The organism is Spirosoma litoris (genome assembly GCF_054776755.1).
This window is the reverse complement of record NZ_BAAHBI010000057.1, coordinates 44,609-71,606: the sequence shown is the minus strand read 5'-3', so window position 1 is coordinate 71,606 and position 26,998 is coordinate 44,609. Positions and strand designations below refer to the sequence as shown.

Genomic DNA, 26,998 nt, shown 5'->3' with positions numbered 1-26,998 from the left:
AGGACGATCTAACTTAGTGGACCATGAAAACAAGGAGACAGTACGACGAAGAATTCAAAAAGATGGCCGTGGAGCTTTCAGAGGCAAAAGGATCTTTGAAAGCAACCGCTGAAGAGTTAGGCATAACCCCACAAATCCTAACCCGATGGCGCAGAGAGCGAGTGGTGATTTCTGGCACCCCAGCCGTTAGCCGGGCCCAGGTGAGCCAAGAGCAACAAGAAATAGTGCGCCTGAAAAGAGAGCTTAAACAGGCCGAATTAGAACGCGATATCTTAAAAAAGGCGGTCGGCATCTTCTCCAGGAGCGACGGGAAATATTCGGATTTATAAAAGCTCACCAACGTGAGTTTCCCGTTGAGACGATGTGTAAAGTCTTACTGGTGAGCCGTAGTAGCTATTATTATTGGCTAGTCCAACGACCCACAAAATGGGCAAGTGAAAATGAAGCTATCACTCAAGTAATCAGCAGCTTATTCACCGCCAGTAAAGGGCGGTATGGTAGTCCAAAAATCACTCAGGATCTAAAGGCTCAGGGCGTAAACGTATCCCGTCCCCGAGTGGCCAGACTCATGAAGCAGGCTAATCTGAAAAGTGTCATTCAGAAGAAGTATGTGGTCACCACGACGGATTCAAAGCACACTTACCCAGTAGCCGAAAACCATTTGAACCGCCAATTCAATCCGGTAAAACCGGGCCAGGCCTGGGTTTCGGATCTGACTTATATTCGTACGGGTGAAGGGTGGCTCTACCTGACTATGATTATGGATTTGTATGATCGGAAAGTGATTGGCTGGGCTTTGAGTAAGTCAATGAAGGCGTCTGAAACGACCATTCCAGCTTGGCAGATGGCCCTTAAAAACCGGCCTATCGAGCGGGCCTTAATCTTTCACTCAGATCGAGGAGTGCAGTATGCTTGTCATGCGTTTACAAAACTGCTGAAAAAACACCCACTGGTTGTACAAAGCATGAGTGGGAAAGGTAACTGTTGGGACAATGCGGTGGCCGAAAGCTTTTTCAAGAGCCTCAAGTCGGAGTTAGTCTATCAGCAGGATTTTGAAACGCAAGCCATAGCTAAACAGGCTGTTTTTGAATACAGGGTAAATCTAAAAAAAGGGAGCAAATTCGTCACGTTCATTTTACGAATCTATTTTACTGTTCTGGCACTGAGTATCTCATGCAATTTAAAGATAGTCGATAGGGGGCTATCGTCGCTAAAATCATACTCGCCTTGCAGATTGACATGATGCCAGGTGTGGGTGTTAGTTTGCAGAATGGCTTCCAATAAAACCTTACGTTCCGCCGAATTCGCACAACGTTTGAGCTGTTCACTTAAGTACAAGAGATTCCAGTAATTGATGGCGTTCATGATTAAACGCTTACAGCCCTCAGCAATTAATTGTTCCTGATACGTAGCCCAGCCAAGCTCGCCATTATTGCCCAGATTGACCGCTTTGGCAAACCGATTCGCATGTTCCACGCGGGTTAGAATTCCCTCAACGGTTTCCCTCAACTGGGGTTCGCTGATATAACGCAGAATGTATTCCGTCTTGAACAAACGCCCTAAATCCCGTAATGCCCGGTAAAGTGGATGCTGTCGGTCGTACGAATTAAGCCGCTTAAAAAGCTGTGATGCTTTAGCGTAGCCTAGTTTGATCGTGGCCACCAAACGCAGAATCTCATCCCATTGACTGACAACATGCTCATAATCGATACGCGCATCTGGCCCAATCCGACACCCCTGCTCTTTATAAATTGATACGGCATCAAGGCTGTAAAGCCGCTGTCGATGGATCGAGGCAAAGCGAGGACGAAACTCCACGCCAATCAGGCCGGTAACCCCGAAGATAGGTTCCGAAAAGCCGTGCTGGTCGGTGGCGTGGGCGTCAGGTGTAATCACTTCATTATACGTAATGGCGTCCAGCATGTACGGGGCTTCCCGATCAGCGGCACTAAACGCCGTCGAATAAATTAACTGACCGGCTTCATCCAGATGGGAGTAAATCGTAATGCCCTGACCATTGCCAAAATACTTGTAAGAGGCTGAAGCCCGTAAGAGGGGAATTGATACGTCATATTTCTGACCATCCGAGCCGGTTTGAATAAAGTTTGCCCGGCGCCGAAACTGTTCGGTCAGGGGTAATTCGTTGCTTTTGGTTAGAATCAGATCGTTGGCCTTTAAGACGCTTTCGGGCGAAAAGTAGTGAGTTGCCACGGTTTCCAGACTGTTGATCGGAATGTTTTTGGAAATCATGGCCATTTTGCGAATGCCAATATTCTCCCCATAACCAATCAGGGCGGCTAACAGCAGGCTATTGTCGGGTCGAGACGGTTTGTGAGCGAAACCCTGGTGTTCAAAGGCGGACAGGAAGTCCGTTAACTCATCCACGTCCAATAGCACATCCCGCAACGAGATGACCCGGCTGGTTGGATAGAGATTGGTTTGAGGAGATGGTTGTTCTGATTCTCGCCCCCGGTAACGATGTAAATGCCAATCCCCGGCCTTGTCGAAATAAACCTGGGCGTTGGTGTTGAGGTGCTGGTTGGTCAGCCTAAACTGGGCGTTGAGTCGCTCATTGATCTTGGCTAACGTTGGTTCGGCTTTTACATAGCGAAGTAGATTAGCTTTTTGTAAATACGCCTGACGATGGATCTGCCACTGGCGACGGGGTATCAGGTATTCATCAAAAGCACGATGTTCATAGGAGGACAACACATTTAGACTGCCATCCCGTAAATGATCACGGATCTTCCAAAACAACAGCGCTTTGTAGAGTGATACCCGCAATTTACCGGTTAGGGTGAAGATGCGTTGCCGGTCCGCCATATCCAGAAAGTCGAGAGGAAGGTTATTACTTTGAGTGAGTTCACCTTTAGTGGCTTGAAACAGGCGAAGGGCGGCTACCAGGGCGGGGGGTGAGCTTTGCTCATCGAAAACTAAGGCTTGGACCACTCCTGCCACACGAGTCTGAAGCTTCAGCGACGCTCTTTCCAAAGCGTCATAGAAGTCATCCCGGTCATGAATGGACTGATTGACCGTTTTCAGATCGATCAATCGCTCTTTATCGGTTTGCAAATCGTTACCCGACAGGCGATGACGTTGAAATAAGTCCCGAATCTGGTCAATCTTCTGGGCAGCCTCCAGGCCCGGCAAATCAACGATTTCTTCGATCTGAACTAGCGCCTGAATATGGATGTCGCTCCGCCGGGTGACCCGGTGAACCAACTGGGCGTTGGCGTATCGGCTTTCGAACTGCTCATCCTTGAGGGTTTGTTCACATTCATTGAGAATGTTGGTTACCGCCTGTCGCAGGGTGAGCACTAATGCGTCACCCACACTTAAGTACTGATGAATAATAAATGCAATCAGTCGTAAGTACCGTTCGCTGGTGCGTTGAACAGTCTGTTTGGACTGGGTGTCTAATACGTATTGCGCATAATAGCGGATGGCATCATCCGATAAATTTAATCGGACAATCAAGGGAGCCAGCTGAGAAAAGAGTAGTTTTAATTCCCGGAATAGCTCGACCCGCTGTTTAATTTGACCTGGCTGCATCGACTGACTGATTCGTTTGAAGTGAGTCAGTCGATACGGAAATAACTGAGTAGCTGAACCGGCTGGGCTGCTCTGCCGCCCCAACAGCGTATCCAATAATTGGCTGTCGTTTTCCTGGAGGTAGCGGTCAATAATTTGCTCCAGATTCGCTTGAAAGGATTGCAGCGCTTCAATTAGGATAAGCCGCAACGTATTATAGGGGGGTATTTCAATCCGGCGTTCCTGCAAATAACCCGTCAGGGCATCCAACACTAGAGCAGGGCGGGTTTGGAGGTGGGCCAATCGCTGGGCTTCTACCAGTAATTCCTGCTCGTGGGTCCGATCAAAAGCCTGATAGCCTAAATGAGCTAAAATGGTTTCTCGGTGGCGGAAGGCTGTCCGGCTGCGGGTATATTTAGTTAAATCGATTTGGTTGGGATCAAGCTGCGTTCTTGCACAGAGCCAATTGATGATGTCAGGCTCAAATCGATCGGCCACGAAGAAGCGGTTAGTGATTCGGAAGTAGCCAAGTTGTAGCAAAAAGCCGATTTTATTGGTTGAGGATTGGATTTGCCCCATATAGGTCGTAGCCCAGGTTGGCAAATCCAGCAAGATGGTTCGGTGCTGTTGAGTTAATACAGGCGGGGAATCAAATCGAATTCGCTCTTCAGCAGAGATAAAGGCTCGACGTGGCATTCAACAGACGATTGAAAGTAAGCACTGCTCATGGGGAAAATAAATGATTAGGAATAACTGAGCAACGCATAGACCCACTGAGTAGCCAATAGGAATCATTCTATCTGCAACTGCGTACTACGACTGAGTGACATCAAAATAAATGGATATTAAAGGTGGATTTCGCGAACATGGTATTCTACGCTATGTACGACATCCTTTGTATCTGGGGATGATTCTGGCGCTGTTTGGCGTTCTTGTATATCAACCCACCTGGGCCAACCTTATTTTCCTTTTGGCCGCCAGCCTTTACATACGCATTGGAATTTATTTCGAGGAGCGGAAACTCATCGAGGAATTCGGTGAACTCTACAGGCACTATCGCCGACGGGTTCCCATGCTCGTGCCACACTGGTCAAAAACTGGTTAGAACGTACTTCGTTTGATACGTTGATCGACAGATGATTCAACATGCTTAATTCTAAATACCTGCCAAGGCTATTGACTCAAGTTTTCTGAGTAAGCAACTTGCCGGTTATGTTGACTGTTACACTATCAGCCTATTAATATAAGGACTATTCGATGACATTGACGACCACTTATTTGCAGGAAACGTTTGCTGGTACGTTCGAACTCGCGTTACTGACTGACATGGCGCAGGCAGGACTCTATAAGCGGGTGCCCACGGGTGCTTATTTAATTCGACCCGGCGAATACATTCGGTCCGTACCCATTATTATTCGCGGTTCGGTCAAGATCATGCGACCGGATGAGCTGGGTCGGGAAGCCCTTCTGTATTATCTGGGCGGTTTAGATTCCTGCGCCATGTCGCTTACCGGCTGTCTGGGCCAAAAGAAAAGTGAGATCACGGCCCTGGTCGAAGAAGAAACCGAGCTGATTGCCATTCCCATGGAAAAAGTCGATGAGTGGATGTGCCGCTATTCAACCTGGAAACAGTTTATATTTCATACGTACCAGAAGCGATTTAACGATCTGCTAGGGACAATCGATCAGGTAGCGTTTCATAAACTCGACGAACGGCTACTGGCTTATCTGCGTAAAAAGACCCAAAGCTGCCAGTGTACCGTCATTTCAATCACCCATCAGGAAATCGCCCAGGAACTGGCTACGTCACGGGAAGTGATTTCCCGCTTGCTGAAACAGCTGGAGAAAGCAGCCCATATAAAATTGATGCGCCATAAAATTGCCATACTCTAGGAGAATTCGGGGTTCCTGTAACATTTGTCACGGAAGCCTAAAAGAAGGCCCGCTACTTTCGTTAAAAAAGTAGCGTTTATGACCACTCTGCAAGTCGCTGGTTTCTCTTCATCCATTCTGATCGGTATTAGCCTGGGCTTACTAGGGGGTGGTGGCAGTATACTGACTTTGCCCGTTCTGGTATACCTGCTCCACATTAATCCCATCCTGTCAACGGCTTATTCCCTGTTCATTGTTGGCACAACCTCCCTGGTAGGGTCAATCAATTACATGAAACAGGGGCTAATTAATTACTCGGCGGCTGTTGCCTTTGCACTCCCTTCCCTGGTTACGGTCATCCTGGCCCGTCAGTTTATGCTGCCTCATATTCCCGCTCAACTTCCGCTTTGGGCCGGATTTGTGCTGACGAAACCAGTCGCGCTGATGGTTCTGTTTGCGCTGATTATGCTGGCCGCAGCCTATTCAATGATTCGGGAGAACAAAGCCGTCTCCGTAACTGAGCGGGAGGATAAGGGAACTAATTTTCCCGTCATTGCCCTGGAGGGAGGGCTGGTTGGCCTGGTGACCGGTATCGTTGGGGCGGGTGGGGGATTCCTGATTATCCCGACGCTGGTGCTCTTTGCCCGGTTGCCCATGAAAACAGCCATTGGTAGTTCGCTGCTGATTATCGCATTCAATTCACTCGTTGGGTTTACCAGCAGTCCAGCCGACCAGGTAATCGATTGGGGCTTTCTGAGCGTATTTACGGCACTTTCCGTGGGCGGTATTTTTCTGGGCAGTCAGTTGGCCCGCTATATCGCCGGGCAGCACTTGCGGAAAGCCTTTGGCTGGTTTGTGCTGGGCATGGGCGTATTCATCCTGACAAAAGAGTTGCTTTTTTAGATGATTTTGAGGGCTGTGTGACAAGTATCACAGAACCCCGGAGATCCACTTCCTAGTTTTGATTCACTATTCAGTCCGTATGTTAATCCAATCGTTTTATGAAAATTGAGCAGATTTATACCGGTTGCTTATCGCAGGGAACCTACTATATCGAAAGCAACGGGGAAGCCGCTGTCATTGATCCCTTACGGGAGGTGGCTTCGTACCTGGAGAAAGCTCATAGCGATGGGGCGACGATTAAGTATGTATTTGAGACGCACCTGCACGCTGATTTTGTGTCGGGTCATCTTGACTTAGCCCGGCAGGCAGGCGCACCAATCATCTATGGCCCCAACGCACAGACTGGCTTTGAATCCTATAGTGCCCGCGCCGGAGAAGAATTTCCACTGGGTGCGCTAACGATTCAAGTACTGCATACACCGGGTCATACGATTGAATCGAGCTGTTATCTGCTCCTGGATGCGGCCCGGCTGCCCATCGCGCTTTTTAGTGGCGATACCTTGTTTATTGGCGATGTTGGGCGACCCGACCTGGCACAGGGATCTGCATTGACCACGCCGGATTTAGCCGGCATGCTCTTCGATTCGCTTAGAACTCAGATTATGCCCTTACCGGACAACGTAGTGATTTATCCGGCTCACGGAGCGGGCTCCGCTTGTGGCAAAAGCATGAGTAAAGAAACCAGCGATACGCTGGGCAATCAGAAACGGGTCAATTATGCGCTCCGAGCCGACATGAGCCGGCTGGAATTTATTCAGGAAGTAACCGACGGACTAGCCAAACCGCCCCCTTATTTTCCTGAAAACGTCCGCATGAACCGGGAAGGCTACGAACAGATTGACCGTGTGTTGAAACGGGGCGCGCAGCCACTTAGCCCACAGGCCTTTGAAGCGGCCGCCAACCAGACCGGTGCGCTCTTGCTGGATACCCGCGACGCACAGCTCTTCGCTACCGGGTTTGTGCCCAACGCCATTAATATTGGCCTGAATGGGCAGTTTGCTCCCTGGGTAGGCGCACTCATCCCAGACGTGAGACAGCCAATTTTGCTCATTACAGAAGCGGGCAAAGCGGCTGAATCGCTGGTTCGATTGGCCCGGGTGGGTTACGATCAGGTTATTGGCTACCTGGATGGCGGACTAAACGCCTGGATCAATGCCGGTCATGAGGTTGACTATATTCCGTCTCTTTCAGCCGATGAAGTGGCCACTCGGTTAGCGCTGGATGAGCTTACCCTCGTGGATGTACGTAAGCCGGGCGAGTTTGCCGCTGAGCACATCGATGGGGCGATTAATCTACCCCTTGATACGTTGAATGACAGGATGGCGGAAATAAAAAAAGAAGGGTCGGTCTATGTGCACTGCGCAGGCGGATACCGCTCCATGATGGCCCTGTCGATTCTGAAGGCCCGTGGCTTCGATAACCTGATCGACATTGCCGGTGGGTTTGCCGCTATGCAGCAAACCGGGCGTTTCAACACGACTAATTTCGTTTGTCCCGCTACCCAGCAGTAATTTATCACTATCATGACTGAAAATCATCAACACTGGGAAACCGTTTACCGGACCAAACAACCCGACCAGGTAAGCTGGACGCAGGCTATTCCCCAGACATCGCTGGAATTCATTCGCCGTTGCCAGCTACCCAAAACAGCCCCCATCATCGACATTGGGGGGGGCGATAGTACCCTGGTTGACTGTCTACTCGCTGACGGTTACGAGCAGATTACCGTACTTGACATTTCGGCCCACGCCCTGACCAGAGCGCAACAACGAATCGGCCAGCAGGCAAACCGGGTCAACTGGATCGTGAGTGATGTGCTGACCTTCCGGCCAACGTCGACCTATGCCATTTGGCACGACCGGGCCACGTTTCATTTTCTAACGTCGACGGATCAGATTGCGACCTACCTTCAGACGGCCCGACAGGCCGTTACCGGATTCATCACCATGGGTACCTTTTCGGAGAATGGGCCGGACCGATGCAGTGGACTGGCCGTTAAACAGTACTCTGAACCGGAGCTGGAAGGGCAACTAAAGGCGGGCTTTACGAAGCTTCATTGCGTGACGGAAGATCACCAAACCCCATTAGGTACCACCCAGAACTTTCTGTTTTGTCGCTTTAAACGGAATTTATCAAGTAGCTTATAGCCAATCGAGTACCTTATGGAATTTCTGCATATAATCCGTCAACCCTGGCCCTGGTACGTAGCGGGGCCGCTCATCGGCCTTACCGTTCCCACGCTGCTACTGATGGGCAATAAGTCATTCGGTATCTCGTCGTCGCTTCGGCACATCTGCGCGGCCTGCCTGCCCGCTAACATTTCCTTTTTTCACTATGACTGGAAGAAAGAAGCCTGGAATTTATTTTTTGTGGCGGGTGTGCTACTGGGTGGCTTTATAGCCACCCGCTTTTTGGCCAACCCTGATTCGATGCGCCTAGCACCTCGGACCGTAGTGGCTTTACAGGCTCTGGGGATTCGGGATTTTTCGGGACTGATGCCCGCCGACCTATTCGCCCTGTCGAATCTGTTTACGCTCAAAGGGTTGTTCTTCAGCGTTATTGGGGGGTTGATGGTGGGCTTCGGAACCCGGTGGGCCGGAGGTTGTACATCGGGGCATGCCATCATGGGCCTCTCCAACCTGCAATGGCCATCATTGGTGGCGACAATTTGTTTTATGGTGGGCGGCTTTGTGATGACGCACCTCTTACTGCCGTTTATTTTCGCCTGGGTCAACTAAACCATCCTTCCCCTTGAATCAATCCTTTCCCCTAAAGCCGCGTTCATCGACTGTCCTGGGATCTCTCCACGAAGCGCCCGGGGCAAAAACTAAACCCGAAACGGGGCTTGCCAATCTAAAGTACCTGATTGTCGGTCTGCTGTTTGGCGTTGTCTTCGTCAAAGCTGAAATCATTTCCTGGTTCCGGATTCAGGAAATGTTTCGGCTTGATTCGTTTCACATGTACGGGGTTATCGGCAGTGCCGTTGTGGTAGGGCTCTTATCCGTACAACTCATTAAGCGCTTCGGTATCAAAACGATGACTGGCGAGCCGGTTCATATTGCGCCTAAGGTTTTTTACAAAGGCCAGATCTATGGCGGGCTTATTTTTGGCTTGGGTTGGGCCATTACCGGTGCATGTCCAGGCCCCTTATTCGCTCAGATTGGCAGTGGGTATGGCCTTGTGGCGGTTACACTGCTGAGTGCTATAGGAGGTACGTGGCTGTATGGCTACTTCCGGGAGAAACTGCCGCAGTAATAGGGTCGTTTACGTTTCCACACGGCGGTTTTCACGATTTATAGTATAACGGCCTGTCCTGGTTCGGTCATGTAATGAAACTGAATACCTAATTTCTCAACGTAAGGCCCGTATGTTTCATACCGTTGCTTAAGAAAGAACGATTTGGCATACCCATCGTGAACGGGCAGGATCTGTTTGGGTTGCATCTGTTTGGCAAAATCGGCCACCACGAGCTCGGTCAGAAACGGAGCCATGACGGGCAGCACCAGCAACTTGATCCCTTATTAGTCAGCAAAATAGGGGAGAACGAGTCCGCGGGATTGAGCACCTGATTGTCAATGACAAAGGCAAACATCTTAGGTAAGTGATCGACCAAAACGGGCTCATGAGGAACCGAAATCGCTTGTAGGGTAAACGGACCGAGTTGAAGGGTTCCTTCCTCAATAACCCGCACCGGAATTGCCTGCGGGTGGAGTTTATCGGCGACTTCCTGCGTCGAAAATACCTGGGTTCAACTCAAGTTGGAGATTTCAGAGGCATAGAGCAATGGTCCCGCTCCGGCGTACAGGCCGTGCGGTGGATTCCGTAGCATTTTGACCGGGTCACGCCAGACCGGGTCACGCCAGACCGGGTCACGCCAGACCGGGTCACGCTTGACAGCACCACGGTCAGTTTAACGTGAAATAAATAGCCGCCGTGGCGCGGTCCGTCATTTTTGAAATTGGGCGGCCCCGCGGGGTGGTCAGTTTCGCTGAAATCTTCAAGTTGTCAATTAAATGAGCTAAAAAATGCCTTAGAGTTAGTGAGTCTTTATACTGATTACAATCATTGGGTATAGCCGAGCAGGTGTGCCGCGGCAGACGGTCAGTGTCCAATTAGTTTAAATCCAACCCCTAATTTTTCAATAATAAATAAATTTTTTGAGACGAAACCAGATACCACTGTGGTAAAGCAGCGGGCGACAGCTGCCAACAAAACACTTGTAACCATGTAATCCAGTCCTTAATCCGTATCATCCAGCCAATGTGTTATGGCAAATTTGATGTCGCGCAGACAGACTTGCCGATTAACTTCGCTGCCCGCCGGGTAAGCCGTCGTTCTTTGGTGCCGAATGGATGTAACGCCTGACTGATTGATCGCCTGCTGGACGGGTTTTTCTATCGCCTTCATCAGCAGAAGCAAACTGGCGGGCTGGTAACTACGCAGCCGTTGACTCAGGGAGTCTATCGCTAGGTGACGATCATGCTGCCGTTGGCGTTTACTGGATGTATCGATGGGTTGCCAACTAAGATGATCCAGGTAGCAGCCCAAGGAGGCAAAAAAGTAAAGAAAGGCTTCCGTTGATGCAAAGGGCCCAAACACGTCCTTAAAGGCAGCATAGACAGTTCGGTATAGATTGGTGTTGCCCAAATAAAAATGCTTTTCGGTCGTGCCGGGGGCTTCGGCCACAAACAGTACGTTGATTCGGGCTGGTCTGTAGCGTTGATCGAACCGATTCCGATCAAACTCAGGAGTGGTCATTGTTTAAGTATTTATACTAATAGGTGAGACGCACGGTTACGGAACTCCCGGCAAAAGATAAGTCGCCAGGCCGTAACGCGTTGATTCGGTTTTTAAAAAAAGACAGTTAACTAGATCGATTGGACAAAAATCGTACGTTGTCAACAACCTTAGGCGCACTGACAACGCACGATTTTTCTGGCTACAATCAAGTAGGATAACCTACCGGGTATGCCACTTAGGCGTCTCAAGCGGGAGTCTACGCCCGTCGAAGGGCGTTTTGATAGGACCGTAATTCTTGACCAGATAATCCAGAATCGGCTTTTCTGTCTCGCCCAGGTCCCAGAGTTTCTGGGTGCGCTGCATCCACCGAATCCGCTCGACCCACTTCTCGCGGTCGAAATGACTTTGCAGAATCAGCTTGCTGCTGTGGCAGACGGTGCATTGGCCTTTCACCAGAATCATGTTCTCGCCCAGGGCTAGCCCCGTTGCTTCATCGACCACCACGCCCTGCGCATTAAGGGCCGTCGCGTCCATCGGGGCCGTTTCGGTGGCTACCACAGCGGCTGCTTTGGCTTTAACGGGCTTTTTTGTCGTCGTGGTTCGGCGGACCGGAGCCGCCGTGTGCGCTTTGGCCGGGGCTTTCTTCGCCGGAACCGGCTGCTGGGCTATCCAGGCACAGAGCAACCACACGCACAGACTGGCCAGTAGCCAGCGGAACTTCGCCGTCCGCCGGGTATTCCCGGTTTCTTTATACATGTCTTTCTGTTTCATAGTATTTTTCCGTTTGTCCCTCTCGTCCTTTCTCCTTTTCTAAACCACCTTCACCGCAATCCGGTGGCAGGCGTTGTTGAGGTAGCCTTCGGGGTTCCACTGCGGCATCACCATCGGCTGCGATACGCCCTTGTCGTCGGTGGCCCGCGCCCACACTTCGTAGTAGCCCTGTATCGGGAAGTTCACCTCGGCGCTCCATTGCTGCCAGGCCAGCCGGTTTTTCGGGGCCTTCAAATCAGCCTTCTGCCAGGTTTCGCCAAAGTCAATCGAGACGTAAAGTTCTTTCACGACACGGTCGCCCGCCCAGGCGTGGCCGCGCAAGGCGAGGGGTTTGCCCATCGGCGTTTCCAGTCCCGTCTGCGGGAAGGTAATTACCGATTTGACGGGCATCGACTCGATAATCTTGAAATCACTATCCGGCGGATCGACACCCGGTACCACCGGATGGATGGGGACGCGGTAGCTTTTGCCCGTCATCTTGGCCCCGTCGTGCACCTTGTTGCGGATGGCAATCGTGTGCAGCCACTTGCCCGACACCGACGCGGGCCAGCCGCCAATTACCAGCCGCAGCGGGTAGCCGTGCACCAGCGGAATGTCCTGCCCGTTCATGGCCCAGGCTACCAGCGTTTCGTCTTCCAGGGCTTTGGCGATGGGGACGCCCCGCGAGATGACCGGCTGATTGGGGTCGCCACTCAGGTGCAGGTCCTGCCCGTAGTAGCCGATGTATACCGCCGTGTCGGTGATGCCGACGTCGGCCAGAATGTCTTTCAGCCGGACACCCGTCCACTCGGCGCAGCTAACGCCCCCTTCGGTCCACTGGTTGCCCGCCGTTTTGGGGAAGTACCCCGCCCGGCCGTTACCCCCGCACTCGACCACCAGTTGGTAGGTGTAGGGCTTGAATTTAGCTTTCAGCTCGGCGAGCGTATAGGTTTTGGGTGCTTTGACCGATTCGCCGTTGATGGTCAGCTTCCAGCCCGCCAGGTCGATGCTAGCCGGAATCTGCCCGTTGTTGCGGATAAACATCTTATCGGCGGGCGTTACGTCGTCGTCGAGCAGGTAAGCGGGTGTTTCGACGTTCCAAGGCTTGTCGTTGAGCACCACCATATTTTTGTTTTTGGTGGCCATCGGGTTGGTAGGGTCGTCCAGCCGGAAAACCAGCGGTAGGTAGTGTTTGGGTAGCCGGTCGGCAAAGGCGATGGGGATACCCAGCAGGCTCGTCAGTGTGGCCAGCGAGGAGGTCTTGAGAAAGCCCCGCCGGTTAAAAAGCGACGCGTCGGATTGATTGGTTTTCATACGAACTAGAGTAAAAGGGTGATGCAATTTACGAGAGAAGTTGAACGAGGAAAGACGCAGGAAGAAAGATAATGGCCGGTCGTCAGGTCTTTCATCTCTCCTCTTGCGTCTCTATACTAAAACGTCAGAATCGCCCAGAGGGACGCGGCCGAGATGAGCATCCAGAGCACCACGCCCTGCGCCAGCGGCTGCCAGCCCACCGCCCGGATTACCTTGCCCGACAGCCCCGCTCCGATCAGAAACAGCGTCAGCGTCAGACCAATATGCGCCAGTCTGACCAGCACGTCGGCTACCGGCTGAATGGCGGGTACGTAGGTGTGGACGATCATCGCCAGGATAAACAGGCCGATGAAGTAGGGCATGGTGATGGTGCCCTTGCCGGTCTTGAACAGAGCCGCCGTACCCAGCGCAACGGGGATGATCCACAAGGCTCGCGCCAGCTTGACGGTGGTAGCGACCTGCAAGGCTTCCGGGCCGAATTTGGCTGCTGCGCCCACGACCGAGCTGGTATCGTGAATGGCCAGCGCACACCACAGCCCGAACTGATTCTGGGTCAGGTGCAGCCACTGCCCGATGGCCGGAAAGACCAGCAGAGCCACCGAGTTGAGGATAAAAATGGTACCCAGTGCGACGGAGAGCTGCTTTTCTTCAGCCTTCATCACCGGCGACAGGGCCGCAATGGCGCTGCCCCCGCAGATGGCCGTACCGGCGGCAATCAGGTGAGCGGTAATCTTATCGATCTTGAGCCATTTGCCCAGCAGAATCCCGACTGTCAGCGTACCGGCGATGGATGCGACGGTAAACAACACGCCTTCTTTACCCGCCTGCACCGCGCTGTGGACGTTCATGCCGAAGCCCAGCCCCACCACCGATGCCTGCAAGAGCCAGTGGGTTGCTTTATGGTTCAGGTGCAGATATGGATGACCGATGAACTGGGCGATTATCAGCCCCAGCAACAGGGCCAGCGGGGGCGACATGATCGGCGTCAGGCAGAGGATAACGGCCCCGATAAACACCAGTTGGCGGGTAGTAAAGCGGTGGTCGAGCAGGTGTTGCGCCCGTTGTTTCCAGAGGTGCAGTTGGGTAGCGGGGCGTTCGGCGGTTGCGTGGGCAGTGTTCATTACGTGTCCTGATTTGTCTACAACAAAGGTACCGCCCCTATACCACCGGGGCCAATCACGGCTACTGATGCCCAATTACCGGGCGTTATACTGCCGCCGGACAAAGCGCATGAACGTATCGGCCAGCCCTTCACTCATCCCTTGTAACTGGATCGCGTAAAAATCGCGCTCGATCGTCAGATCGGCCACATCGAGTACGCGCAGCGTCCCGCTTTTCAGTTCGTTTGGCAAGGCGAAGATCGACACGAAGGCCATGCCCGATGAACTGCTCAGGTACGTTTTGATACCCTCAGTGCTGCCCAGTTGCATCGCCTGTCGCAACTCCGTCGGGCGCAGGCCCGCCCCGCGCAGCGCGTGTTCGACCACCTCCCGGGAGCCCGACCCCGGTTCGCGCAGTACCAGTGGCACCGTCTTCAGCTCGTCCAGCGTGATCTCGTCGCGTCCGGCCAGCGGGTGATCCGCGCGACAGACCAACACCAGTTCGTCCTTCACGAAGGGCGTGTAGCGAACGTCGCTGTGGTGGGTACGGCCTTCCACCAGTCCCAGGTCAATCTCGTCGTGGAGCAGTGCCTGTTCGATCTGCTCGGTGTTGCCACTCAGCAGCGACAGCGTGACGTCCGGGAACTGCTCGCCGAAGCGGGCCAGCACCGCCGGAATGACGTACTGGGCGATGGTGGAACTGGCCCCCAGCCGCAGTCGTCCGCCGGGCTTTCCCTTCAATTCGTTGAGGTCAAACTCGATCTGCCGGTACACGCCCATGATGGTTTCAGCATGGCGCAGTAATACGTTGCCCGCCGTAGTCAGGCTGATCTGATTACCCCGCCGGTCGAAGAGGGCCGTGCCCAATTGACTTTCCAGTTCCTGAATGTGCTTGGTGACGGCGGGCTGGGTTACAAACAGCTCGGCGGCCGCTTTGGTAAAGCTCAGCCGCCGGGCCACGGTATAAAAAACGGTTAGGCGAAAGTCGAACATAAATGCGTATGAGTGAACTAATAAATCAGAAAATGCAACCGGACTTACTCATAGCGTGATGACTGGTCAGCTCGTATCAATAAGAATCTGTCGGCTGTCATTTCTTTGCGATCAGAAACAGCCCGGCGGCGCCAATGACATAGACAATCAGTACCACGAATGAGTCCAGCCCCATGCGGGCGATCTGCCGTTTAGGCCGGAACAGCGCACCGTAGAGATAGGGAATCGTGACCAGTATGCCCAGTCCAGTCAGGTAAATATCGCTCTTCTGGGCTGTCGGCAGCACTGGCTTGCCTGTAATCACGGTTGCCAGCACCAACAACACCGGTAGGAATGCATTACCGCCGAAAATATCGCTGACTGCCAGCGTATAGTCCTTTAGTTTAACGGCGGCCAGACCCGTCGATACTTCGGGCAGGGACGTGGCCGCAGCGAGGATGGTCGCTCCGAAAATGACGCCATCCATGCCCAGCGTTTTCGACATCGCATCCCCGCTTTCTTCCAGTGCTACCCCGCCCGCCAGCGTCGCCAAGGCCGCTACGCCGAAAACAAGGAGCATCTTACCCGTGCTGCGTTTATCAGACGTATCATCGTCTTTCTCGGGAACTTTTTCGGGCGGGTTTGTCCGCCAGGGAAGGCCCTTCTGTGCTTTACCAGTAAGCCAGACACCCACCACCCATGTGCCGACGAGCAGCAGACTGTCGGGCGTGAGCCGAGCAAAAATAAGGTCCTTCGGGAGCTGATGCCCTATAACGACCAGCGTCAGCATGGCAATGACCAGGGCTCCCTCCAGCACCAGTGTCAGCGACGATTGCTTCGCGGTGAGCGTATCCTGCTTGCCTATCCCCACCGCATCGAGCAGCACCAGCACGACGGTTTGCAAGGCAATACCGCCCAGGATATTACCCACCGCTAGTTCGATTTTGTCGCTGAGTGCTGCGCTGACGGTAATAGCAATTTCGGGCAGGTTCGTGACGATGGCCAGGATAATAGTACCGCCTAACGCTTCGCCCAGTTTAAAGCGTTTGTCGAGCGAATCGGTGGTGTTGGAAAGGGAAATGCCCGCCCGCCAGACAACGGCAGCGCCCCCGGCAAAGATCAATAATAAAAGTGGTAACGAGAGCGACTGAAACATAGTCAGGCTGGGGAATGAATCGAACCGCCGATGCGGCTGTAATTTTTGTGATAACCTGCCTAGCCTGACTCATTGGTGCGTTTGCGAATCGGTTCCAGTACATGCATGAGGAACTGTTTTTATCGCCTGTATCGTCGGCCTGACAGGGTGCTTGTCGGGACTACATAAATTAATTGATCAGCTATTTCGGTGACTACCATAACATCACGGCAAACGTCGAGATCATCGGCCAATCAGTACCGCCTGGCCACCTGAAAACAAAACAACATACCGATAATCGGCTGGTTTTTCTGGCCGGACCATCGTCTTGATACTCCCCGTCGACTGCCCGGTAAACATGCCTTTCTCGTCCGTTTTGAATTCATTGATCGGGGTATCGCTCCGGTAAGGGGCCTGTGCCGAGCGGGTCAGCGCCAGAGTATATGTTGTGTTTGGTAACAGGTGCGTAAACGTTTGCAGAGCCAAGTCAGTCAGGCCAATGCTGCGGACAACGACACTCCCTTTCGCTAATCCACCGGCAACCGGCGTCATCGCAATCACCTGCGAGTGGCTCTTGTCGCCAAGGGGGACCAAGCCCGTTACCGACGGGCTGGCTAAGGTCGTTGCCTTAGTCGCGTAAAGCAGGGCCTGCGGACACTGACCAATGGGAATGGTTTTCAGAACCGCCATCGTTTGCAGATCAATAGCCTGAACGGCATCGTCATTCTCCAGGCCAACGTACACCTGCCTGCCGTCGCCTGTCGGCCAGACGCCGTGGGGTAATGAGCCCGTTGATACGCTGTCCGTCAGCGCAAAACCCTGATTGATCCGGTACACCTTCAGTTTGTTTTCGCCACCCACCGTCACCAGCATCAGGGGTTCGTTGTTGAGCACCGTGAACGTTACGTGATTGGAAATCGGGCCGGATGGCAGGACTTTTTCAATCTGCCGGGTCCGGGCATTGAGAACCGTTGTTTTTCCCACGTCTTTGTGCGTAAACGCGACCCAGTTCCCATCCGGGCTGGCAAAAATATTGGGCGAAAACGGACTGACAACGGGCAGCGATTTGATCCGCTTTTGGGTAGACCGGTCAATGATGTCGAGCTGGGGGGTGAAACTGGAACAAACGTAAGCCGTCTTCCCATCGGGACTGAAAGCGACCATCCCCGGTCCGTCGGATACCGCAATGCGTCCGATCTCCTTCAATTGCGTAGCGTCGATCACGCTGAGGTAAGCTTCCCCCCGAACCGACACCCAGATTTGGTTACCATCGGGCGTAAAAGTAGCTTCATGGGGTGCCCGACCCACGTAAATTGTTTTCAGAATACGATTATCCTGCGTTGAGATGAGCGTGACCGAGTTGGACCCAATCGATACGACGGTCAGCATTTTTCGGCGGGGGCTGTAGCCCAAGCCATGTACTAGTGCCTGCCCCTTATAGAGCGCGGAGAGAATGTCCGGCTGGGGTTTGCCCAGCGGAATTTCGCCCAGTAGTTTCTGCGTGGCCGGATCAATGACGGATACGGTATTGGATATCTGATTGGCCGCATAAACCCGGTCCTGTGCATATACCGTTTGCGCCTGGACGCGGTACGAAGCCGCGCCGATGAGGGCAAAAAATAAAAAGGTTCTTCCGTTCATTTAACTTGTTTAGCTTGATTTTTCCTGGAATCGATGAATTCATGTAGTTGATCAATCTCGATCTGTTCCGCCGAAATCAGCCGTTCGGCGTATCGCCTGACCGCCGGGTCCTGACCGTATCGGATGACGATCTGTGCCATCACGACCGCAGCCTGGTGGTGAGGGACCATGAGCCGGGCAAATGCCTGATCCGTATCACGTAACAGACCGGCGGGGGGTAGCTGCTTCATCATGGTCATCATAGCCTGTCCCTGTAGCCGGACGTGATCCGGGTCAGAGGTCTGAACGTGAGTCAAATCCCGTAGCCAGCGGTTCATCCATTGCATGTCGATCTGCTGCTCCGCCCGGATACTCTTCGCCATTTGCACTAGCTGGGTGTTCCGACCGTGACTGATTTCATACGTCGCCATGTCGACCGCTCCCTGATGGTGGGGCAGCATCAGAGCCAAAAAATACTGGTCGGCCGATGGGCTGGCTGGCACCGTATCCATGCAGACCATCATGCTGTCCATCATCCGGTTGAACGGGCTGACCATCGCGGTAGCGGCATGCATCGGGTGGTGCTGGGCGTGGGCCGTGGTAACGGTTAGTAGGGTGAACAAGAACACAAATCGATAGACCATATACGTTGAGTTGACAGGCAAAGAGTCGTGAATCTGGACACGAACTGGTTTGTCCGGGGAACATCCCCGGTGCTCCTGCGGCCGATCAGGGTGTACTCAGCACCACCGCAGCGGCCGGGTTTTTGTCGCCCTGCAGAACCAGCATATACCGGCCCGTCAATCGCAGCTTTATCTGGTAATAGGCATAGGTCTCCACCGCCCCCTGATCGTCAGTGGTGAAACTCAGCACGGCCTCCGGGTTAACCGCCACGGTTTTCTGATCGGACAGGTATAGGGTATACGTCGTCGTGGGAGCCAGTTTCTTGAGCATCAGAATTGCTTCATCCACCCCATCGATGGTGCGAAGCGTTACTCCACCCCCCACCCCTGGAACGGGCGGGGTTCCCACCGGGCTCAGGCGCACGTTAAGGGGCGGCCCACTGGCCAGGGGAACCAGATTCGTCAGGCCCGTGGCGGGGGGCGGCACCGCTTTCACCACGTAGATGAGTGCCTGGGGAGCCTGGCCGCTGGCGATTTCCGTTCGCTTCGTGTTCGTTTTGGTGTCGATCACGTCGACGGCATCGCCGTTCTCCAGGCCAACGTACACCTTACTGCCGTCGCCCGATGGCCAGACGCCGTGGGGATTGGGACCCGTCGGTATGGTGGACACCAACTGCCGGTCCCGGCTATAAACCTTCACCGCGTTTTCCCCGCCGACGGTTACGTAGGCAAACGCACCGGCCGCACTGCCGCTGTAACGGGTACCCCCGTCAGGACCGGCAAAGTTCACGTGGTTGGTGCCGGGCCCGGTATCAATCACGCCTTCAATTTCATACGTTCGGGCATTGAGCACACTGACTTTACCAACGTCCTTGTGGGTAAACCAGACCTGATTGCCGTCGAAGGTGGCCGCCAGGTTGGGCGAAAACGGGCTCACCACCGGAACACGTTTGATTACCTGGTAGGTTTTGGTATCGATGACGTCGATTTCTGCGGTAAACGAATGATTCACGAAGGCCACCAGCCCATCGGGCCGAAAGACGACCATGCTGGGCCCGTTCGCTGTAACGACCCGCCTAATTTCCTGCTGGGTGCTCATATCAATGACGGAAACGTAGTTTTCGCCCCGCACGGCCAGCCAGTACTGCTTGCCGTCAGGCGAGAAAAAACCTTCGTGTGGGTTGCGGCCCACGTAGGTTTTCATGCTGACCAGATTGGTCATCAAATCCACAAAGGAAACCGAATTAGTGAGCGTGGACACCACGGCCAGATACCGATTGTCGGGCGAAACGCCCAGCCCATGCACATTTACCTCGTGGTTGTAGAGTGGACTTAGATGATCGGGGCGACCGGTACCGAATTTGATCTGCCCCAGCAGTTTGTCGGTGGAGGGATCAATAACGGAAACGGTATTGGAACTCTGATCGGCGGTGTACACCCGGTCCAGCGACGAAATCATCACCGGATTGGTGTCTCCCGGAAGAGTGGGGTCCAGTTTGTGGTCGCAGCCAGTCAATAAACTAGTGACGAGCAGCAGGATAAAATAGCGCATGGGTTGTTTTCGGGTTGAGGTGAACCTAAAGATAAGCCAAAACGCCCGGTACCGGGCGTTCTAGACTATGAATTCGGCGTTAATCGCTGTCCATTGACAACGGGACTGATCTGCACGACGCGGGTTGCGGTTCCGGTTTTGCCCGTGTTATCCGTTACCCGCGCGGTAATCGTAACCGACGTTTTGCCCGGCGGCAGCAGTAGCGAGCCACCAACGACCCAACCGAAGGTCGTGCGCACGTACCCGGTTGGATCCAGTTCGCTACCCGCAATGTTGAATACGGGGGCCAGGTTGTCGCCAGCCACGATGATGTTGCCAGTGGGTTGCAACAGGGGGACGTCGAAGGTCACCGTCAGCCCGGTCACGTAGCGATTAGGCCCTTTGGAAGACTGGGTAGGGTCAACAATCGTCCCCCGGGTCGCGTCATCGCGTCCATCCCCGTTTTCATTGACGCCAATGCCCGCCCGGCTTACGTCGAGGGCGGATACCTGGACGAAAAACAGCGATGCGTTGGTGGGTGGGGTCGGGGCGGCAGTGGGGCCGGTTGCTACGCTGGAAGGCGTACGGGGCGCCAGTATCGTCACCACCGGTCCAGCCGGATTATCGGCTCCGGTCGTGTTGAGGGTTGGTAGAGGGAGCGGGGTCAAGGCCTGTCCGCTGGTAGCCACACCGGCACCGCTGGCAACGGCAAGGGTAATTTTATCGGTACCCGTTTTGCCCGCCTTATCCTGAACCGATACTGTGATGGTGAACTGGCTGACATCCACCGGCAGCGATTCCAGGACGTGCCACCCGGTCCACATCGTGACGCCTGCACCGGGAGTGTCGTCGGTACCGGCAATGTTGAACAGGTTCGCCAGATTCGTGTTTTTCGGAATGATCCCCCCGTCGGGCTTGATCAGATCCGTGTCGAAGGTAACCGTGAGTCCCGGCATATTGGGATTGGGATTACCCAGCAGGGCCGTGTTACGGATGTTCAGACTTTCGTTGGTAATAACGTTGACCGAGTCGTGGGTAATTACTTCCACGTTGATCTCGAAACCGCTACCGTTGAAACTACCGGCTCCTGGTCGGCCGTCCCCCCGGGCTACGCGGGCGTTGGCTACGGGCGAGACAATGTGAACCGTCGGCGAGAAGTCGATTGGCGGCTCCCGGTGATCCATACAGGCTGTGGCACTCAGCGCCAGCATGCCAATCAGTAGTGATTTGGGTACAATCATTTTTATGCTTTTTTTAGACGTGATGACATTATGGACTGATACGGACAGACCGGTGCAGAGGTTGCGTCGGCAATGGGCTGGTCCTTACAATTTTGGGGGCATGAAGCCGTACTTTTTGTAGATCGCCTGGCCCGTTGGGCTCATCAGGAAGTTCACGAAGTCGGCACCGGCCTGGGCGTGTGGGGCCGTTTTGACGACACCACCCATGTACTCGGCTACCACGTTGTGGTTGTCGGGAATCGGTACAAGGTCAACCGGGTTCTTTAGCATCTGCTGGTAAAACGCTTCGGTGTACCAGACCGGCCCCGCGTCGGACTGATCGTACAGCACCCGCATGGGCGTCTGCCGGTGGTGAATCTGGGTCAGAAAGGTGGTTTTGTCGCTTACTTTCTGCTGCATGATGGCCGACTTCAGCGCGTCGCCCCCGGCCTTGACGTAGGCTTCCTCGATGCGCCCACCGATACCCTCCCAGGCCGGGTTGGGCATACTTACCCGCAGGTCGGCCCGACCCAGATCGTTGAGCGTTTTCACCTGCTTCGGATTCCCTTTTCTGACCATGATCGCCAGTTTATTACGGGCGTAGGTGACGATGCCGTTGAGTTTGTCGCGGTTTTCCTCGACGCGTTTTTTACCGCCCAGGTACACGTCGGGCTGGTGGTCGATCCGCATGTTGCCGATGACGATGGAGCCGCTGTTCATCTGCTTCGCTAAGATACCCGGCGGCAGCGTTTCCACGAAAATACGGGTGTAGGCCGGGTACTGCTTTTTAAAGGCCGTCAGCAGTTCATCGAGCACCATAAACTGATTGCCGCCCATAAAGACGACAAGTTGGGGGTTGACGATGTCGCCGTAGAGGTCGGGTACATTGTCGACGCCGGGTACGGTAAACGACACGCCCCCGGTGGGCGGCTCGTTCCAGGGTGGGTCGTAGCGGTGGGGTTTATCGGCCATCGGCTGGGCCTGGGTTGACAGAGTGCTCATCAGCAGGGCGGTCAGAAGGGGGAGTTTCATAGGAGTTTATAGTTTTTGAATTTCGGTTTTCAGTTGCGGTTCCCCCGCACCGGCGGACCTGCCGGGACTGGCGCATCGATGTTCCCACGAGACGTACGGCATATCGACTCGTCTGACCACCGTAAGCCGTAACCTGAATACCATAGACTTTTTAAGGGTGTATAATCGTCCAGCCGTCCTGCCCCCGGATGATCAGTTCGCCGTTGCCGCTGGGCACGTAGGAAAGGAAGGGAAACAGCTCATCTTTGGTGATTTTGCGTTCGCGCATGGTGTTTTCGCACATCGCCAGCACCACGCCCTGGTCCTGGAGTTTCTTCACCGTTTCTTCGTAGCCACTCTCTTTTTTGAAAGCTGCAACCCCCGCCCCGAACACCACGAGTTCGAGCTGTAGTTTACCCTTTAGGCGCGGGTCGTTGATGGCATTCTGGATGTTGCGGAGCGTACCTTTGATTCGATCCGGCTCTTCATTGTCGAGCTGATAGACGGCCCGGTAGGTCGATTTGGTAGCGTCGGCACCGTGAAAGGTGGCGGGGTTGGTGATCTGGGCCATTGTGGGTAGCGTTGCGCCGATACAGGCGGTGAGGAGCAGAATTTTCAGAGTCTTCATGCCAGGTTTGTTGTTAAAAAGTTGAGAATTAACGTTGGTTTACCCGCTGGAAACGGGATAACTTTATGCCTTTGTCGCTTTCTTTTTCGCGTCGGCGATAGGCTGGTAGGGGCCGTATTTGTGCTGCTTTTCGCTGAATGAATCGGCGTAAGGCGCGAAGGGAAAATCGACGGGCTTGGCGGCTGGTTTGGGCCAGTCGTGACGCTGGTCCCGGTGGGGCCGGGGCATCGAGTTGATGAACGCGGCCACGTCCCAGGCTTCCGCGTCGGTCAGCATCGGACTTTCGTAGCTGGCTCCAAACGGCATATTGTTCTTGACGTAGCCCGCAAAGTTCGACAGCCGGAACAGGCCCGCGCCGTCGTTGTAGCTGTGGGGACCCCACAGGGGCGGGTAGGTATACTGGGCGTCGCCCGCGACGGTAATACCTTCCCCCTTGGCCCCGTGGCAGCTCTGGCATTTGGTGGTGTACACCAGCTTACCTTTGTCGGGGCTGGCGGCCCGGTCAAGGTAAGCCAGCTTTTCTAGCCCGGCCCCGTTAGGTTTGTCGCCTTTGGGTACACCGGTGCCCAGCCATTTCATGTAGGCTACCATCGCCCGCATTTCGCGGCTGCTGCTGTCGGGCGAGCGTCCGTTGAGGCTGCGCTCGAAACAGTCGCGGATGCGCTTGACGATGGTTTCTTTGGTGCCCGACCGTTCGCGGTATTTGGGGTAGGTCGAGAAAACGGCCGAATAGTTGTTGCCCAGCACCTTCGTACCGGCGTCGAGGTGGCAGTTCTGGCAGTTCATGCCGTTGGACAGGTGCCTCACCGACCCCGCCGGACCGAGGTATTTCGCCGTGTGCGCCACTAGTTCGCGACCGTAGCTGACTCGCCTGCCTGCTTCACCCGCGGGTAACTGGCTGTCGCCGGGCGGGTGCCAGTAGGCGGGTTTAGGCTGCGCGGCCGGGGCAGTCGACGCGGCCGTGCTCACCGGCGTGCGGGTGGCCCTCGCCAGCGCCACCGGCTGCGTGGCCGAGCCGTTCAGCCACAGCATCAGCGTCAGCAGTAGGCCCACGACTAATAGGGCCGTTAGCCCACCCAGGGCCATGAGCAACCGGACGAGCCGACGAAAGGGGTTGGGGGGTGTTGGGTTAGTATTCATCAAAAAGAAATTAGTTAGTGAGCACCACCGAACCACAGTTTCACGGCGATAAAGACGAGCAGCAGGGCAAAGCCTTTGGTCAGCAGGTTGACCGGGATGGCCGTCGCGATTTTGGCCCCGAAGAAGCCGCCGATCAGAAAGCCAGCCGCAATCCAGATGGCCGCGTGCAGATCGATGGCTCCCTCGCGGTAGTACGCGTAAGCGGCTAAAAGGCCAACGGGCGGAATTAGCGTGGCCAGGGCCGTTCCCTGCGCGGTGATCTGTGAGAAGCCGAACAGCAGTACCAGGGCCGGTACGATGATGATGCCGCCCCCGATGCCGATCAGGCCACTCAGCGCCCCGGCCACCAGACCCAGCAGTACTAAGAGCAGGACATGTGTCATGGTGCGGCTTAGTTAACGTAGCGGGTGGCGTCGCGCTGAAGCATCCGGGTGAGGAGTTCCTGCACCAACCCTAGCCCCACCAGAAACAGCCCCACGTAGCCCAGGCTGGCCGTCAGTCCGTCGGGGCGCATGATGAGCAGGAAGGCAAAGCCCCCGGCGATGAAGACGCAAGCAAAGTGGATGACTTCGACCCAGTAGTCTTTGTCTTCGTTGGCGCGGGTACCCAGGAAGTAAAAGTTGGCTTCGATGGCCTGCAAAAAGGCGTAGATGATGGCCCACAGCCCGATGGTGTTGATCATAGCGCCCATCGGCTGATTCATCACCGCCAGCAGCCAGACGCCGAAAATAATGTCGCGGCCACTGGAGAGAATGAACCACAGGTTATCGGTGTCACCCCGCTGCCGACGGTGCATGCCCAGCGTCAGCGTGCAGATGCCCGCCAGCAATAGCAGGCCACCGAGCAGCCCGGTCCGCAGGGGTGAGGTTTCCGTCGGGTGAATGAGCAGGGCGACGCCCATCAGCGCGTAACAAACGTTGTGCAGGTGCATGAGCCACCAGGGCTGAGCAGGGTGATGTAGGGTTTTCATGGTCATAAGGGCAGGTGCCCCGGTTGATTGAAACAAAGGTCATTGTTTAGAGCTAACCCGGCCAATCACAAATGGTTATGCCCGATTCTGAACTAAGCTCAGTTCACGCTCCGCCGACACCAGCGCCTGCTCATGGGGCAGGTTCGATTCGGGCGTCAGCGCATAGGGTACCGTCTGCGGAATAAAATCGTCGGGCGCCCCGGGTTTGCTGTAGTCGTAGGGCCAGCGGTACACCAGCGGCAGCTCGTCCGGCCAGTTGCCGTGGGGCGGCACGATGGGCGTCGTCCATTCGAGTGTATTCGAGTGCCAGGGGTTTTGCGGGGCGCGCTTTCCCCGGAACATACTCCCGAAAAAGTTGACCAGAAAAATGAACTGCGCGCCGAAGGTGACGAATGCTGCCAGGCTGATAAAGGCGTTCATGTCGGCGAAGGCGTGGGTAAAATCGTAGCTGGTGAAGGCGTAATACCGACGCGGAAAGCCCGCAATGCCCAGGTAGTGCATGGAAAAAAAGACCAGGTATACTCCCGCAAACGTCAGCCAGAAATGCACGTAGCCCCAGTTGGCACTCATCATCCGGCCAAACAACTTGGGATACCAATGATAAATACCCGCCATCGTGCCGAAAAACGAAGCCGACCCCATAATCAGGTGGAAGTGGGCGACCACGAAATAGGTGTCGTGCAACTGAATGTCGAGCACCGAATTACCCAGCACGATACCCGTTACGCCCCCGGTGAATAGAAACGATACCAGCCCAATAGCGAATAGCATGGCGGGGGTAAAGCGAATGTTGCCCCGCCACAGGGTGGTGATGTAGTTAAAGCCTTTTACCGCTGAGGGCACGGCAATCACCAGCGTCAGAAACATGAAGATCGACCCCAGAAACGGATTCATGCCCGACACGAACATATGATGCGCCCAGACTACGAACGACAGAAAAACAATGGCTCCCATCGAAAGAATCATAGCCCGGTAGCCAAAAATGGGTTTTCGGGCGTTGGTAGCGATGACTTCGGAGGCAATCCCCAGGGCGGGTAGAAAGATGATGTAGACTTCGGGGTGTCCCAGAAACCAGAACAGATGTTGGTAGAGAATGGGCGAGCCACCCGTTTCGGGCAGCGCCTGCCCGCCCACGTATATCTCGCTGAGAAAGAAACTAGTGCCCATCGAGTTGTCGAAAAATAGCAGCAGAAATGCCGACAGCAGCACAGGAAAGGCCATCGTAGCGATGATGGCGGTGAACAGAAACGCCCAGACCGTCAGCGGCAGGCGGCTCATTGACATCCCCCGCGTACGATAGTTGATCACCGTGGCGATGTAGTTGATGCCCCCAAGCAGCGTGGAGACGACGAAGAAGGCGAAGGCCAGCAGATATAGCACCATACCCAGCCCCGACCCACCCGATGCCTGAGGTAGCGCGCTCAAGGGTGGGTAAACCGTCCAGCCCCCTTCGGGTGGCCCCGTTTCGACTAAAAACACGGAAAACATGACCGCGCTGGCCGCAAAGAAAAACCAGTAGGAAAGCCTATTGATGAAACCGGACGCCATATCCCGGGCACCAATCTGAAGTGGAATGAGCAGGTTGCTGAACGTGCCGCTCAGCCCCGCCGTCAGCACGAAAAACATCATAATAGCCCCGTGCATCGACACCAGCCCCAGGTAGCCGTCGGGGGTGAGCTGCCCTGACTCGGACGTGTAGCGGCCCAGCAGCGCGTGCAGAATGGGCAGGTGCAGACTGGGAAAGCCCAGTTGAAGCCGGATAAGCATGGATGCTCCCCCGCCAATCACGGCCCAGGCCATGCCCGTCAGTAGAAACTGTTTGGCAATCGTCTTGTGGTCGGTGCTGAAGACGTAGCGGGTCCAGAACGAGTGTGGTTCGTGGCCGGTCGCCGTCGGCGCGGTCACGGGAAGTTGATCCGTTGTCATGAGGGAAATTGG

The 26,998-nt window shown here is 54.6% G+C and carries 28 protein-coding genes; 10 read left to right on the top strand and 18 right to left on the bottom strand.

The features are described 5' to 3' along the window. Window positions 1-23: 23 nt before the first annotated feature. Both ACYVGR_RS29795 and ACYVGR_RS29790 read left to right on the top strand, forming a co-directional pair. Window positions 24-329 carry a transposase gene (locus ACYVGR_RS29795; protein WP_460963624.1) on the top strand — a complete coding sequence of 102 codons (306 nt, stop codon included), beginning with the start codon at window positions 24-26 and terminating at the stop codon, window positions 327-329. Next, window positions 257-1,243 carry an IS3 family transposase gene (locus tag ACYVGR_RS29790; protein WP_460963790.1) on the top strand — a complete coding sequence of 329 codons (987 nt, stop codon included), beginning with the start codon at window positions 257-259 and terminating at the stop codon, window positions 1,241-1,243. Before ACYVGR_RS29795 ends, ACYVGR_RS29790 begins: the two co-directional genes overlap by 73 nt. On the opposite strand, the gene ACYVGR_RS29785 is transcribed toward ACYVGR_RS29790, so the two are convergent. Further along, the gene (locus ACYVGR_RS29785) at window positions 1,144-4,227 is read right to left on the bottom strand and encodes a Tn3 family transposase (protein WP_012931353.1); all 3,084 of its coding nucleotides are present in this window, start codon (window positions 4,225-4,227) and stop codon (window positions 1,144-1,146) included. The two genes, ACYVGR_RS29790 and ACYVGR_RS29785, sit on opposite strands and share 100 nt — an antisense overlap. A 142-nt stretch (window positions 4,228-4,369) precedes the next feature. On the opposite strand from ACYVGR_RS29785, the gene ACYVGR_RS29780 reads away from it, so the two are divergent. The 7 genes from ACYVGR_RS29780 to ACYVGR_RS29750 all read left to right on the top strand — a co-directional run bounded on the left by ACYVGR_RS29780 (window position 4,370) and on the right by ACYVGR_RS29750 (window position 9,561). Then, window positions 4,370-4,636 carry a methyltransferase family protein gene (locus ACYVGR_RS29780; RefSeq protein ID WP_106139129.1) on the top strand — a complete coding sequence of 89 codons (267 nt, stop codon included), beginning with the start codon at window positions 4,370-4,372 and terminating at the stop codon, window positions 4,634-4,636. Window positions 4,637-4,788: 152 nt separating this feature from the next. Then, window positions 4,789-5,424, top strand: coding sequence for a Crp/Fnr family transcriptional regulator (locus tag ACYVGR_RS29775; RefSeq protein WP_012931354.1), 636 nt, complete (start codon window positions 4,789-4,791; stop codon window positions 5,422-5,424). A 78-nt stretch (window positions 5,425-5,502) separates the two neighbouring features. Continuing rightward, window positions 5,503-6,306 carry a sulfite exporter TauE/SafE family protein gene (locus ACYVGR_RS29770; protein WP_460963623.1) on the top strand — a complete coding sequence of 268 codons (804 nt, stop codon included), beginning with the start codon at window positions 5,503-5,505 and terminating at the stop codon, window positions 6,304-6,306. A 98-nt stretch (window positions 6,307-6,404) separates the two neighbouring features. Continuing rightward, window positions 6,405-7,817, top strand: a complete 1,413-nt coding sequence (locus ACYVGR_RS29765; RefSeq protein WP_460963622.1) for an MBL fold metallo-hydrolase — start codon at window positions 6,405-6,407, stop codon at window positions 7,815-7,817. A gap of 12 nt (window positions 7,818-7,829) precedes the next feature. After that, window positions 7,830-8,453: a class I SAM-dependent methyltransferase gene (locus tag ACYVGR_RS29760; protein WP_012931357.1), complete on the top strand. Its 624-nt coding sequence runs from the start codon at window positions 7,830-7,832 to the stop codon at window positions 8,451-8,453. 15 nt (window positions 8,454-8,468) lie between these two features. Next, window positions 8,469-9,044 carry a YeeE/YedE family protein gene (locus ACYVGR_RS29755; RefSeq protein WP_460963621.1) on the top strand — a complete coding sequence of 192 codons (576 nt, stop codon included), beginning with the start codon at window positions 8,469-8,471 and terminating at the stop codon, window positions 9,042-9,044. A gap of 55 nt (window positions 9,045-9,099) precedes the next feature. Further along, window positions 9,100-9,561, top strand: coding sequence for a DUF6691 family protein (locus ACYVGR_RS29750; RefSeq protein WP_425291218.1), 462 nt, complete (start codon window positions 9,100-9,102; stop codon window positions 9,559-9,561). Window positions 9,562-9,599: 38 nt separating this feature from the next. Here ACYVGR_RS29750 and ACYVGR_RS29745 read toward each other — a convergent pair whose 3' ends face one another. Further along, on the bottom strand, window positions 9,600-9,797 hold the full coding sequence (locus tag ACYVGR_RS29745; RefSeq protein ID WP_460963620.1) for a hypothetical protein: 198 nt from the start codon (window positions 9,795-9,797) through the stop codon (window positions 9,600-9,602). A 170-nt stretch (window positions 9,798-9,967) separates the two neighbouring features. Between ACYVGR_RS29745 and ACYVGR_RS29740 the strand changes: the two genes are divergently transcribed. Then, complete coding sequence (locus tag ACYVGR_RS29740; RefSeq protein ID WP_460963619.1) at window positions 9,968-10,132, top strand: hypothetical protein; 165 nt, start codon at window positions 9,968-9,970, stop codon at window positions 10,130-10,132. Window positions 10,133-10,545: 413 nt separating this feature from the next. Here ACYVGR_RS29740 and ACYVGR_RS29735 read toward each other — a convergent pair whose 3' ends face one another. The 16 genes from ACYVGR_RS29735 to ACYVGR_RS29660 form a co-directional block, all read right to left on the bottom strand. Next, window positions 10,546-11,064 (bottom strand): hypothetical protein, encoded by a 519-nt coding sequence (locus ACYVGR_RS29735; protein WP_012931361.1) that lies wholly within the window; start codon window positions 11,062-11,064, stop codon window positions 10,546-10,548. Between the two features lie 201 nt (window positions 11,065-11,265). Continuing rightward, entirely contained in the window at window positions 11,266-11,817 is a 552-nt protein-coding gene (locus ACYVGR_RS29730; RefSeq protein ID WP_012931362.1) for a hypothetical protein, read from the bottom strand. Window positions 11,818-11,856: 39 nt separating this feature from the next. Then, entirely contained in the window at window positions 11,857-13,110 is a 1,254-nt protein-coding gene (locus ACYVGR_RS29725) for a sulfite oxidase (protein ID WP_012931363.1), read from the bottom strand. A 116-nt stretch (window positions 13,111-13,226) separates the two neighbouring features. After that, window positions 13,227-14,087: a YeiH family protein gene (locus tag ACYVGR_RS29720; protein ID WP_460963789.1), complete on the bottom strand. Its 861-nt coding sequence runs from the start codon at window positions 14,085-14,087 to the stop codon at window positions 13,227-13,229. Window positions 14,088-14,306: 219 nt separating this feature from the next. Then, window positions 14,307-15,203 (bottom strand): LysR family transcriptional regulator, encoded by an 897-nt coding sequence (locus ACYVGR_RS29715; RefSeq protein ID WP_460963618.1) that lies wholly within the window; start codon window positions 15,201-15,203, stop codon window positions 14,307-14,309. Window positions 15,204-15,300: 97 nt separating this feature from the next. After that, window positions 15,301-16,338: a sodium:calcium antiporter gene (locus ACYVGR_RS29710; protein WP_106139118.1), complete on the bottom strand. Its 1,038-nt coding sequence runs from the start codon at window positions 16,336-16,338 to the stop codon at window positions 15,301-15,303. A gap of 222 nt (window positions 16,339-16,560) precedes the next feature. Further along, window positions 16,561-17,958: a YncE family protein gene (locus ACYVGR_RS29705; RefSeq protein WP_460963617.1), complete on the bottom strand. Its 1,398-nt coding sequence runs from the start codon at window positions 17,956-17,958 to the stop codon at window positions 16,561-16,563. Continuing rightward, window positions 17,955-18,602, bottom strand: coding sequence for a DUF305 domain-containing protein (locus ACYVGR_RS29700; protein ID WP_106139116.1), 648 nt, complete (start codon window positions 18,600-18,602; stop codon window positions 17,955-17,957). Before ACYVGR_RS29700 ends, ACYVGR_RS29705 begins: the two co-directional genes overlap by 4 nt. Before the next feature lie 64 nt (window positions 18,603-18,666). Further along, window positions 18,667-20,112: a YncE family protein gene (locus ACYVGR_RS29695; protein ID WP_106139115.1), complete on the bottom strand. Its 1,446-nt coding sequence runs from the start codon at window positions 20,110-20,112 to the stop codon at window positions 18,667-18,669. A gap of 65 nt (window positions 20,113-20,177) precedes the next feature. After that, the gene (locus ACYVGR_RS29690; protein ID WP_245882370.1) at window positions 20,178-21,332 is read right to left on the bottom strand and encodes a hypothetical protein; all 1,155 of its coding nucleotides are present in this window, start codon (window positions 21,330-21,332) and stop codon (window positions 20,178-20,180) included. An 84-nt stretch (window positions 21,333-21,416) separates the two neighbouring features. Then, window positions 21,417-22,343, bottom strand: coding sequence for a molybdate ABC transporter substrate-binding protein (locus tag ACYVGR_RS29685; protein ID WP_106139114.1), 927 nt, complete (start codon window positions 22,341-22,343; stop codon window positions 21,417-21,419). A 151-nt stretch (window positions 22,344-22,494) separates the two neighbouring features. Then, window positions 22,495-22,950, bottom strand: coding sequence for a DsrE family protein (locus tag ACYVGR_RS29680; RefSeq protein WP_460963616.1), 456 nt, complete (start codon window positions 22,948-22,950; stop codon window positions 22,495-22,497). A 63-nt stretch (window positions 22,951-23,013) separates the two neighbouring features. After that, complete coding sequence (locus tag ACYVGR_RS29675) at window positions 23,014-24,090, bottom strand: c-type cytochrome (protein WP_460963615.1); 1,077 nt, start codon at window positions 24,088-24,090, stop codon at window positions 23,014-23,016. Between the two features lie 14 nt (window positions 24,091-24,104). Then, complete coding sequence (locus ACYVGR_RS29670; RefSeq protein WP_460963614.1) at window positions 24,105-24,473, bottom strand: TSUP family transporter; 369 nt, start codon at window positions 24,471-24,473, stop codon at window positions 24,105-24,107. 8 nt (window positions 24,474-24,481) lie between these two features. Then, the gene (locus ACYVGR_RS29665; protein ID WP_460963613.1) at window positions 24,482-25,060 is read right to left on the bottom strand and encodes a DUF308 domain-containing protein; all 579 of its coding nucleotides are present in this window, start codon (window positions 25,058-25,060) and stop codon (window positions 24,482-24,484) included. Window positions 25,061-25,135: 75 nt separating this feature from the next. Beyond that, window positions 25,136-26,986, bottom strand: coding sequence for a cytochrome c oxidase subunit I (locus tag ACYVGR_RS29660; protein ID WP_460963612.1), 1,851 nt, complete (start codon window positions 26,984-26,986; stop codon window positions 25,136-25,138). Window positions 26,987-26,998: the final 12 nt, after the last annotated feature.

Excerpts from the sequence above, each read along its gene's own strand:
- ACYVGR_RS29775 (WP_012931354.1), top strand. The coding sequence starts at position 4,789 with ATGACATTGACGACCACTTATTTGCAGGAAACGTTTGCTGGTACGTTC.
- ACYVGR_RS29675 (WP_460963615.1), bottom strand. The coding sequence starts at position 24,090 with ATGAATACTAACCCAACACCCCCCAACCCCTTTCGTCGGCTCGTCCGG.
- ACYVGR_RS29660 (WP_460963612.1), bottom strand. The coding sequence starts at position 26,986 with ATGACAACGGATCAACTTCCCGTGACCGCGCCGACGGCGACCGGCCAC.
- ACYVGR_RS29755 (WP_460963621.1), top strand. The coding sequence starts at position 8,469 with ATGGAATTTCTGCATATAATCCGTCAACCCTGGCCCTGGTACGTAGCG.
- ACYVGR_RS29690 (WP_245882370.1), bottom strand. The coding sequence starts at position 21,332 with ATGATTGTACCCAAATCACTACTGATTGGCATGCTGGCGCTGAGTGCC.
- ACYVGR_RS29785 (WP_012931353.1), bottom strand. The coding sequence starts at position 4,227 with ATGCCACGTCGAGCCTTTATCTCTGCTGAAGAGCGAATTCGATTTGAT.
- ACYVGR_RS29695 (WP_106139115.1), bottom strand. The coding sequence starts at position 20,112 with ATGCGCTATTTTATCCTGCTGCTCGTCACTAGTTTATTGACTGGCTGC.
- ACYVGR_RS29720 (WP_460963789.1), bottom strand. The coding sequence starts at position 14,087 with ATGTCGCCCCCGCTGGCCCTGTTGCTGGGGCTGATAATCGCCCAGTTC.
- ACYVGR_RS29685 (WP_106139114.1), bottom strand. The coding sequence starts at position 22,343 with ATGAAACTCCCCCTTCTGACCGCCCTGCTGATGAGCACTCTGTCAACC.
- ACYVGR_RS29795 (WP_460963624.1), top strand. The coding sequence starts at position 24 with ATGAAAACAAGGAGACAGTACGACGAAGAATTCAAAAAGATGGCCGTG.
- ACYVGR_RS29680 (WP_460963616.1), bottom strand. The coding sequence starts at position 22,950 with ATGAAGACTCTGAAAATTCTGCTCCTCACCGCCTGTATCGGCGCAACG.
- ACYVGR_RS29770 (WP_460963623.1), top strand. The coding sequence starts at position 5,503 with ATGACCACTCTGCAAGTCGCTGGTTTCTCTTCATCCATTCTGATCGGT.
- ACYVGR_RS29730 (WP_012931362.1), bottom strand. The coding sequence starts at position 11,817 with ATGAAACAGAAAGACATGTATAAAGAAACCGGGAATACCCGGCGGACG.
- ACYVGR_RS29735 (WP_012931361.1), bottom strand. The coding sequence starts at position 11,064 with ATGACCACTCCTGAGTTTGATCGGAATCGGTTCGATCAACGCTACAGA.
- ACYVGR_RS29715 (WP_460963618.1), bottom strand. The coding sequence starts at position 15,203 with ATGTTCGACTTTCGCCTAACCGTTTTTTATACCGTGGCCCGGCGGCTG.
- ACYVGR_RS29745 (WP_460963620.1), bottom strand. The coding sequence starts at position 9,797 with ATGGCTCCGTTTCTGACCGAGCTCGTGGTGGCCGATTTTGCCAAACAG.
- ACYVGR_RS29765 (WP_460963622.1), top strand. The coding sequence starts at position 6,405 with ATGAAAATTGAGCAGATTTATACCGGTTGCTTATCGCAGGGAACCTAC.
- ACYVGR_RS29780 (WP_106139129.1), top strand. The coding sequence starts at position 4,370 with ATGGATATTAAAGGTGGATTTCGCGAACATGGTATTCTACGCTATGTA.
- ACYVGR_RS29670 (WP_460963614.1), bottom strand. The coding sequence starts at position 24,473 with ATGACACATGTCCTGCTCTTAGTACTGCTGGGTCTGGTGGCCGGGGCG.
- ACYVGR_RS29710 (WP_106139118.1), bottom strand. The coding sequence starts at position 16,338 with ATGTTTCAGTCGCTCTCGTTACCACTTTTATTATTGATCTTTGCCGGG.
- ACYVGR_RS29665 (WP_460963613.1), bottom strand. The coding sequence starts at position 25,060 with ATGAAAACCCTACATCACCCTGCTCAGCCCTGGTGGCTCATGCACCTG.
- ACYVGR_RS29760 (WP_012931357.1), top strand. The coding sequence starts at position 7,830 with ATGACTGAAAATCATCAACACTGGGAAACCGTTTACCGGACCAAACAA.
- ACYVGR_RS29725 (WP_012931363.1), bottom strand. The coding sequence starts at position 13,110 with ATGAAAACCAATCAATCCGACGCGTCGCTTTTTAACCGGCGGGGCTTT.
- ACYVGR_RS29705 (WP_460963617.1), bottom strand. The coding sequence starts at position 17,958 with ATGAACGGAAGAACCTTTTTATTTTTTGCCCTCATCGGCGCGGCTTCG.